This window comes from Paraburkholderia phenoliruptrix, from assembly GCF_902859825.1.
GTDB lineage: Bacteria > Pseudomonadota > Gammaproteobacteria > Burkholderiales > Burkholderiaceae > Paraburkholderia > Paraburkholderia phenoliruptrix.
In genome coordinates, this window is sequence record NZ_CADIKB010000078.1 from 1 (window position 1) to 7,608 (window position 7,608).

Consider the following 7,608-nt stretch of genomic DNA (forward strand, 5'->3'; position numbering starts at 1 on the left):
TCGCTGTATTTCACAAAAATTCCCCCAAAAAGCCGTCCAACTTTTGGGGGGCAGTTCAAAATAGGTGGACACCTATGCTCCTCGCTCAGAGCGTCAGTTGGTAGACGTCGAAAATGGATCGCTTACTGTTGACGTGGCCATTCTTGCTTCTGTAAGCGGGATAAGACACATACGCGGCCCAGAGCGGACTCGAGTTCGGACGTCGTCCCGCGTCAAGATGGCAACTCGCGCAGTTAAGCGAATTCCCAACGTATTTGCCTGCATTTTCCCCAGTGTGATTGAAGATTTGCTCGCCCATCCTGACTGCTTTGCCGAAATCATCAGTTGGCATGGACGCTTCGTTCGGCGGGGAGAAGGCTTTCGGCGCGTCAGGTGCGGCACTCTGGTTTGCGCCTGGTTCAGCGGCCGACGCCAGGCAAATCATGAGCGCCCCAACGATCCCGGGCGCGAGTATGCCAATATCCCTGAGGAGATGTTTATGTTCACGGACGCTCATCGCCTGGTCTCCCCGACGCTCTTCACGTTTCCGGTGGTGGGTTCAGCGGCGTAGTAATTCGACACAGCTTTGATGTCCGCTTCCGAGAGTTTGCTCGCAATGACTGGCATAAGCGCCAGTGGACCTGGTGGACGCATGCCCTTCTGCCATGCATGCAACTGGGCAGAAATGTACGATGCAGGCTGACCCGCCAGTGGCGGGAATGCTGCTCCTACTCCTGAGCCACCGGGCCCATGGCACTGCGTACAGGCAGGCAGGCCTTGTTCCCACCGTCCACGCGTGGCCAGCCAAGCTCCCGTATCCGAAGGTACTGCGGAACTACTGTTTTCCGGGCGAGCATCTGCCGGTGGGGGCATGCGACTAAAGTATTCAGCGACAGCCATGCGGCCCTCGGATGACATGATTTTCGCGAACGGTTGCATAACCGTGCTTTTCCGCTGTCCGTTCGCGAACGCGTCCAGTTGAGCCTCGAGATAGGGGGCGCCTGCTCCGGCAAGCCTTGGAAATCCCGCAGCAGCATTTCCTTCGCCTTGCGCGCCATGACAGCTTATACACGCCGGGATACCTTTGGCGGTACCCTTGGTCGCGATTGTGGCGCCGAGCGGCGACTCCTGCGCCTGCACGATACAGGATACCGTTAGCGCGCATGTGATGAATGTAGGGGCAGGGCGCCAGCGCAATCGCTTGCGTTGATCCGGGCCAATGGATTTCATGTCTCCTCCATCATTGTTTTATGTAACCCGCTTCGGCGAGTTTGTATTTGCTGCATTGTCCGGCGCAGTCCGCCAAACCCAGTACTGTTGAGTCCGCTTCAGGACGGCGACGCCTCGCCCTGCAGGGACCTGAACAACTCGAACAGAGCGCTCGGGCCGTTAGCGAGCCGGAACTGGATAGTCTTCATGTCACAGCGCGTTTAACGGAATCTTCAAATAGCGGATGCCGTTTTCCTCGGCGGGTGGAAATTCCCCGGCCCGTATGTTCACCTGCACAGACGGAAGAATAAGAACGGGCATCGCAAGTGTTGAGTCGCGAGCTTCGCGCATACTGACGAACTGTTCTTCCGTTACGCCGTCGTGCACATGGATGTTATGCGTACGCTGAGCGAGCACCGTGGTTTCCCATTCGGGGTTCCGGCCCTCGGGGGGATAGTCGTGGCACATGAAGAGCCGGGTGTTGTCCGGCAGGTCCAGCAGCTTTCGAATCGACCCGAACAGCGTGTGCGCATTGCCGCCGGGGAAGTCGCAACGCGCGGTGCCAACATCCGGCATGAAAAGCGTGTCACCCACGAAGACCGCATCGCCAATCTGATAGGCCGTGTCCGCCGGTGTATGTCCGGGAACATACAACGCTCTCGCCGTCAGGCTCCCAATCGAGAATGTCTCGTCTTCGCCAAACAGGTGGTCGAACTGGGAGCCGTCAAGCCGGAATTCCGGCTCGAGATTGAAAAGCTTCTTGAAGACGCCCTGAACGGTCCGAATGTGCTCTCCAATCGCAATCCTGCCGCCAAGCTCGCCGCGCAAATAATGCGCTGCTGACAGGTGGTCCGCATGCGCGTGCGTTTCCAGAATCCACTGCACCCGCAGGCCGCGCTGGCGAATGAACTCGATGACCTTGTCGGCATTCGCCGTTGACGTGCGTCCTGCCTTGGGGTCGTAGTCAAGGACCGGGTCAATGACTGCACATTCCTGATGCCCGGACTGAGACACCACGTAAGTCACCGTGCCGGTGACCGGGTCGAAGAACGGCTGAACGATGGGCTGCATCCTGACCTCCTCAGATGTTACTCATTCTATTCACAAATAATTTACAATGCAATATAATGTGTGTGTGTAAATTAAAGGATGGTGAGATGAGGAAGAAGTCCGTCCCAATCGACCTGTCGGTGATGCAGGCATCGGCAGAGAAAGCCTGTGCGCTACTGAAGGTGCTGGCCAATCCCGACAGGTTGCTTCTGATGTGCCAGTTGTCGCAGGGCGAGTTATGTGTGAGCGACCTCGAGGAACAGTTGGGCATACGTCAGCCGACGCTTTCCCAACAGCTCGGCGTGCTTCGCGATAACGAACTCGTGGCGACACGGCGCGAGGGAAAGAGCATCTTTTATTCCATCGCGAGCAAGGAAGCGATTGCCGTCATGAACGTGCTGTACGACCAGTTTTGCGCTCAATGAAGGTGAGGAGAGGTCATGTTGATTGATATCGCGAGCTTCACACCCGGCCTGTCATTGACTGGCGGTCTGGTGATTGGCGCCGCAGCTGCTGTGCTTGTTTTATTCAACGGACGTATCGCTGGGATCAGCGGCATCCTCGGTGGCCTGCTGGGCACGCCTCAGAAAGATGCGGGGTGGCGTGTCGCTTTTCTCGTAGGGTTGATTGGGGCGCCTGTGCTGGCAAGCCTGCTCGGGAATCCGGTAGCGCCTGATATCCAGGCGGGGTGGGGCGAAATACTTGTCGCGGGCTTTCTGGTTGGCATCGGCACGCGTTACGCGAGCGGTTGCACAAGCGGTCATGGTGTTTGCGGCATCTCGCGGGGGTCCATCCGCTCACTCGTCGCAACGGCAACGTTTATGGCAAGCGGCTTTCTGACCGTGTTCGTGTCCAGACATCTGCTGGGAGGTTGAAATGGGTTTGCTCGCTGCTTTAATTTCCGGGCTTCTGTTTGGCGTCGGCCTGATGGTCTCCGGCATGGCCAATCCAGCAAAGGTGCTGGGATTTCTCGACTTGGCGGGACGGTGGGACCCGTCACTGGCATTCGTAATGGCCGGGGCGATAGCCGTTGGCTCTATCGCGTTCCTGTTTGCAAAACGCCGCAAAAAATCCCTGCTGGGCCTGCCCATGCAGATTCCGGCCAGCACCAACGTGACGATGAGACTTGTACTGGGAAGCGCGGTGTTCGGGGTCGGCTGGGGGCTTGCAGGATTTTGCCCGGGGCCCGCGCTGGTCGCACTGGGCGCTGGTTTTCCGAAGGCGTGGGGTTTTGTAGCCGCAATGCTCGGCGGCATGATGGTGTTCGAGTTCATCGAGCGCGCGAAATTGAGCCGGCAGCAGGCCTGACCCGCTGCGCACTGGGTGGTGGGCCGTGCGCGCAAATCCGGCCGTTTTTATAGGGTAGAGGGATGGACAGCATGACTGCAGTCAGTATGTTCCTGGGAGGTGTTGTCGGCCTGATTCTGGCGCTGACGGGTGCTGGCGGTGCTATCGTGGCAGTGCCTTTGCTGCTCTTCGTACTTCACCTGGATGTGGCCGAGGCTGCGCCGCTAGCCTTACTTGCGGTCGGCCTGTCGGCGGGAATGGGGGCAATCATCGGGCTGCGTGCAGGTATCGTCCGTTATCGGGCTGCGGTTTTTATTGCCTTGACCGGTATCCTTAGTTCGCCGGTAGGACTGTGGCTCGCACACCGGTTGCCGAACGGCCCCCTGGCTCTTCTGTTTGCGGCGGTGCTCGCCTTCGTGGCGGCTCGCATGTTCATGCAGGCGCGCGGGTCGGACGCGAAGGCATCAGCAGGCTCCCGGCACGTGCCCCCATGCCAGCTCGACGTCGACTCCGGCCGATTCCTCTGGACCGGTCCGTGCGCCCGGGCGTTGGCACTGTCCGGCATCGGAGCGGGATTTCTCTCGGGTCTGCTGGGCGTGGGTGGGGGCTTCGTCATTGTGCCCGCGCTAAGGCGCGCGACGAACGCACCGATGCATGGCGTCGTGGCGACTTCGCTGACCATCATTACGCTCATATCGGTATCAGGCGTCGTGTCGACTGCGCTTGACGGGCGAATGAACTGGCGCGTCGGTGTGCCGTTCGCGGCGGGGGCGCTATTTGGGATGCTTGGTGGTCGACTCATCGCCCGGCATCTGAGCGGACCCCGGTTGCAGCAGGGCTTCGCCGTGTTCGCGGGAGTCATCGCGGTGGGCATGGTTGCGAAAGTCGTGCTTGCGGCGTAGGTCCCGGTCGACCTTTGGCACCAACGGCCAGGGGGCGCTACACCACGATGCCTGTCGCAACGGTCGGTAGCAGAACGGCTCGTCAGACTCTTTTTGCAAGAGGTCACTGCATCATCAATGGAGGAGGTCGGCGTGAATTCCGGCAACACCCCGAATCGTGAGGGCGTAGCATGCTGTGTCCCGACCAGCCTGCATCGTAGGGCTCAGGCGGTTCCGCATGTCTGAACGCAATCGTCCTGTCGCATTCGGCATCCGCGTCAATTACTGGCAGGTCGTGCTGCAGCTTTTGCAGGTGCTGCTCGTAGGGATGACCGTTGGGATGACGCGCAACGTGGTGCCCGCACTGGCCGAGACCGAGTTCGGCGTACCACGCGGGTCGTTCATGCTGCTGGTGGCGTTTGTGGTTGCCTTTGGCGTCGTCAAGGGCGCGATGAATTTCGTGGCCGGGCGGCTCGCTGAGCGAATCGGCCGCAAGAAAGTCTTGCTCGCCGGCTGGCTGGTTGCATTCCCGATTGCGCCGCTTATCTACTTCGCCCAATCCTGGAGTTGGGTCGTGGTTGCCACCATGCTGCTTGGCGTAAATCAGGGTTTGACGTGGTCGATGACCCAGACGGCAAAGCTTGATATCACGCGTCCTGACCAGCGCGGCCTCGTTATCGGGTTGAATGAATTCTCCGGTTACGTCGGGGTGGCAGTGGCGGGAGTGGTAACGGGATACGCAGCATCCGTCCTCGGCCCCCGCGCAGGATTGCTCTGGTTCGGCACGACGGTAGTTCTCCTTGCGACTCTGCTCGCCTGGCTGGCAGTGGCAGAGACGCTGCCATGGGCACGCTTCCAGAGCAGTCAGGAAGCGATTGCGTATCCGGAAAAAGGGCACCCCCAGCCCAATCGATTTGCTGCCGGCGAACAACCGACGGGCAGTGAAGTGTTTGCCCTGATGAGCTGGCGCGACCGTCGGATGGCAGCCCTCTGCCAGGCCGGATTGGTCGAGAAGTTTGTCGACGCCTTGGTATGGGTGTTCTGGCCGGTTTACCTTCATCAACGGGGGGTGAGCCTGCCCGGCATAGGCTGGATAGTGGGTGTCTACGGCTTCACATGGGGTGGCGCGCAGCTTTTCACGGGCAGATTGTCCGACCGGGTCGGTCGTCATCACCTCAACGTGTTGGGTATGTGGGTTTGCGGCGTCGGTGTGCTGCTGTTGCCCCTTGGCAAAGGTTCGGCATGGTGGAGTTTCGCGGCGGCGGTAGCGGGTATCGGAATGGCGATGCTATACCCCAACCTGAGCGCCGCCGTTGCCGACCTGGCACAGCCAGCTTGGCGGGCTTCAGCCATCGGCATATACCGCTTCTGGCGTGACCTGGGGTATGGCGTCGGTGCGCTCGGTCTTGGCGCTGCTGCCGCTCTGGGCGGCAGTGTGGAGTACGCCTTCTGGTTTGTCGCTCTTGCGATGGGCATGTCCGGTCTCGTTCTCTACCACTGGGGGGAAGAAACCCATACACGTTTTAACCCGGCTCCCTGATTCGCTAGCGTGACGCGCAATCAAAGGCCATCAACGCAACCGGCGCAAGGGCATCGGGTGTAATCATCTATCACTGTCGACCACGCAGGAGTCTCATCCAATGAAACCCGGCACATTATTTACTACGCTTATCGTGATGGCAGGCCTGGGCGCGGCGGCTGAATCGTTCGCGGCGGACGCTGAGCGTCAGGCCGAGGTCGCGCAGCGAGGTGCGGAGGTCATGCCGTTCAGCCTCAAGGCCACAACTCACATCTTCACCAAATCGGACGATGGGGGGAGCCAGCGGGTAGTTGCGAAAAGCCCCTCTGATAGCCACCAGACCCAGCTGATTCGTGAGCATCTGCGTGAAATCCAGACCCAGTTTCAACGTGGTGACTTTTCGGCGCCTGCCCGAACTCACGGCGCTGACATGCCCGGATTGGCGCAGCTCAGGGCGGCAAAGCCCGGCCAGATATCGATTACCTACAAGGACATTAAAGGTGGCGGCGAACTTACCTATCGCAGCGACGACCCGAAATTAGTGTCGTCACTTCACACATGGTTCGACGCACAACTTTCGGACCACGGTGCTGACGCGATGGATGGACATATGCACCATCGCCAAGGAATGACGCAGCCATGAGTCCCACGCCGTGGTCCTCTTCGGGGGCTGCCTTGCATCGCAGACACTGATAGAAATCCGGGCACCTTGATAGTCAGAGCGAGAATTCCTCAAAGGCTCTCAACGCATGGGTGGCATACATCATTGATGGACCGCCTCCCATATAGACCGCAGTGCCGAGCACGTCTTCCAGCTCGGCCCTTGTCGTGCCCAGCTTCACCAGCGTCTGGACGTGAAAGCCGATGCAGTCGTCACAACGACAGGCAATCGCAACCCCTAACGCGACCAGCTCCCGCGTCTTTCGGTTCAGTGCCCCGTCTTTTGTCCCGGCCGCAGCGAGTTGGCCGAACGCGGTCATCAAGTCAGGCTGTGACGCGCGCATCGCTCGCATCTGAACCGATACCTCGCCTGTCAGGTCTTTGTAGCTGGAAATACTGCTCATGTCCGCTCCTGTAGTTGGCGAGCTTTTCAGGCTGGGAGGTCGTCAGTAACCGATTTTTCAGCATGCCTACTTTGTACTGGCAGGCGGTGGCCCGTCCCGGTATTGCTGCTGCCACATCATGTTGTTCATCATCTCCTGCTGCATCTGCAGGTATTGGTCAGTCATGTATTGACGCTGCCGCAGTTGCTCGGGTGTCAGGCGCGAGTAGTAGCCGCCTATATGCCCCCAGCCCCCCATCATTCCGGGCCCAGCGCCTCCCATCATTCCCGGGCCCATTCCATGACCCATCATCCCCGGGCCCCACATTCCGTGCATGATTGTCATCGCACTTTGCATTGTGGCCCAGTGCTGCTCGAGTAGCTTCTGGCGTTCCTGAGGGTCCTGAGTTTTGCGAATCTGGTCCATCTGCGCCTGCATTGTCTGGACGGCGACAATCATGTTGGCCGGTGTAGCGGCGAAGGTTTTGGCCGGTGATGTGGAGTCGAAGGCGGCGTAGCCGCCGAAGGCAACGCATCACCGGCGGCGCCGAGTCGGCCGGGCTCTACGATGGCTGATCGAATAAAAAAGCGATCAGCTACATGTCTGGAACCCGCATTACCGACCAACAGGTTCGCCTCTA

General features: G+C 59.6%; 10 protein-coding genes and 1 pseudogene. 6 read left to right on the plus strand and 5 right to left on the minus strand.

Annotation, left to right across the window (positions count from 1 at the left end):
* Positions 1 to 85: 85 nt before the first annotated feature.
* The 3 genes from HV711_RS32520 to HV711_RS32530 all read right to left on the minus strand — a co-directional run bounded on the left by HV711_RS32520 (position 86) and on the right by HV711_RS32530 (position 2,259).
* Positions 86 to 496: a c-type cytochrome gene (locus HV711_RS32520; RefSeq protein WP_035483518.1), complete on the minus strand. Its 411-nt coding sequence runs from the start codon at positions 494 to 496 to the stop codon at positions 86 to 88.
* The gene (locus tag HV711_RS32525) at positions 493 to 1,209 is read right to left on the minus strand and encodes a c-type cytochrome (RefSeq protein ID WP_175145628.1); all 717 of its coding nucleotides are present in this window, start codon (positions 1,207 to 1,209) and stop codon (positions 493 to 495) included. The genes HV711_RS32520 and HV711_RS32525 overlap by 4 nt, the downstream gene beginning before the upstream one ends.
* A 189-nt stretch (positions 1,210 to 1,398) precedes the next feature.
* Positions 1,399 to 2,259 carry an MBL fold metallo-hydrolase gene (locus HV711_RS32530; RefSeq protein ID WP_035484224.1) on the minus strand — a complete coding sequence of 287 codons (861 nt, stop codon included), beginning with the start codon at positions 2,257 to 2,259 and terminating at the stop codon, positions 1,399 to 1,401.
* Positions 2,260 to 2,345: 86 nt separating this feature from the next.
* Here HV711_RS32530 and HV711_RS32535 point away from each other — a divergent pair, with 86 nt between their 5' ends.
* From HV711_RS32535 to HV711_RS32560, 6 genes are all read left to right on the plus strand, one after another.
* Positions 2,346 to 2,663: an ArsR/SmtB family transcription factor gene (locus HV711_RS32535; RefSeq protein WP_026226058.1), complete on the plus strand. Its 318-nt coding sequence runs from the start codon at positions 2,346 to 2,348 to the stop codon at positions 2,661 to 2,663.
* Positions 2,664 to 2,678: 15 nt separating this feature from the next.
* Entirely contained in the window at positions 2,679 to 3,113 is a 435-nt protein-coding gene (locus HV711_RS32540) for a YeeE/YedE family protein (protein WP_035484223.1), read from the plus strand.
* 1 nt (position 3,114) lies between these two features.
* Positions 3,115 to 3,546, plus strand: a complete 432-nt coding sequence (locus HV711_RS32545) for a YeeE/YedE family protein (protein WP_035484222.1) — start codon at positions 3,115 to 3,117, stop codon at positions 3,544 to 3,546.
* 62 nt (positions 3,547 to 3,608) lie between these two features.
* A complete protein-coding gene (locus HV711_RS32550) occupies positions 3,609 to 4,427 on the plus strand; it encodes a sulfite exporter TauE/SafE family protein (RefSeq protein ID WP_035484221.1) in 819 nt (272 codons plus the stop codon).
* A 217-nt stretch (positions 4,428 to 4,644) separates the two neighbouring features.
* On the plus strand, positions 4,645 to 5,946 hold the full coding sequence (locus tag HV711_RS32555) for an MFS transporter (protein ID WP_035484219.1): 1,302 nt from the start codon (positions 4,645 to 4,647) through the stop codon (positions 5,944 to 5,946).
* 100 nt (positions 5,947 to 6,046) lie between these two features.
* Positions 6,047 to 6,568 carry a hypothetical protein gene (locus HV711_RS32560; RefSeq protein ID WP_035484217.1) on the plus strand — a complete coding sequence of 174 codons (522 nt, stop codon included), beginning with the start codon at positions 6,047 to 6,049 and terminating at the stop codon, positions 6,566 to 6,568.
* Between the two features lie 73 nt (positions 6,569 to 6,641).
* Here HV711_RS32560 and HV711_RS32565 read toward each other — a convergent pair whose 3' ends face one another.
* Both HV711_RS32565 and HV711_RS32570 read right to left on the minus strand, forming a co-directional pair.
* Complete coding sequence (locus tag HV711_RS32565; protein ID WP_035484215.1) at positions 6,642 to 6,989, minus strand: carboxymuconolactone decarboxylase family protein; 348 nt, start codon at positions 6,987 to 6,989, stop codon at positions 6,642 to 6,644.
* 66 nt (positions 6,990 to 7,055) lie between these two features.
* Positions 7,056 to 7,409 (minus strand): annotated as a pseudogene (locus HV711_RS32570) (hypothetical protein); the annotation flags it as partial.
* Between the last annotated feature and the right edge of the window lie 199 nt (positions 7,410 to 7,608).

Coding starts and splice junctions, on each gene's coding strand:
- HV711_RS32520 (WP_035483518.1), bottom strand. CDS start 496: ATGAGCGTCCGTGAACATAAACATCTCCTCAGGGATATTGGCATACTC.
- HV711_RS32525 (WP_175145628.1), bottom strand. CDS start 1,209: ATGAAATCCATTGGCCCGGATCAACGCAAGCGATTGCGCTGGCGCCCT.
- HV711_RS32530 (WP_035484224.1), bottom strand. CDS start 2,259: ATGCAGCCCATCGTTCAGCCGTTCTTCGACCCGGTCACCGGCACGGTG.
- HV711_RS32535 (WP_026226058.1), top strand. CDS start 2,346: ATGAGGAAGAAGTCCGTCCCAATCGACCTGTCGGTGATGCAGGCATCG.
- HV711_RS32540 (WP_035484223.1), top strand. CDS start 2,679: ATGTTGATTGATATCGCGAGCTTCACACCCGGCCTGTCATTGACTGGC.
- HV711_RS32545 (WP_035484222.1), top strand. CDS start 3,115: ATGGGTTTGCTCGCTGCTTTAATTTCCGGGCTTCTGTTTGGCGTCGGC.
- HV711_RS32550 (WP_035484221.1), top strand. CDS start 3,609: ATGGACAGCATGACTGCAGTCAGTATGTTCCTGGGAGGTGTTGTCGGC.
- HV711_RS32555 (WP_035484219.1), top strand. CDS start 4,645: ATGTCTGAACGCAATCGTCCTGTCGCATTCGGCATCCGCGTCAATTAC.
- HV711_RS32560 (WP_035484217.1), top strand. CDS start 6,047: ATGAAACCCGGCACATTATTTACTACGCTTATCGTGATGGCAGGCCTG.
- HV711_RS32565 (WP_035484215.1), bottom strand. CDS start 6,989: ATGAGCAGTATTTCCAGCTACAAAGACCTGACAGGCGAGGTATCGGTT.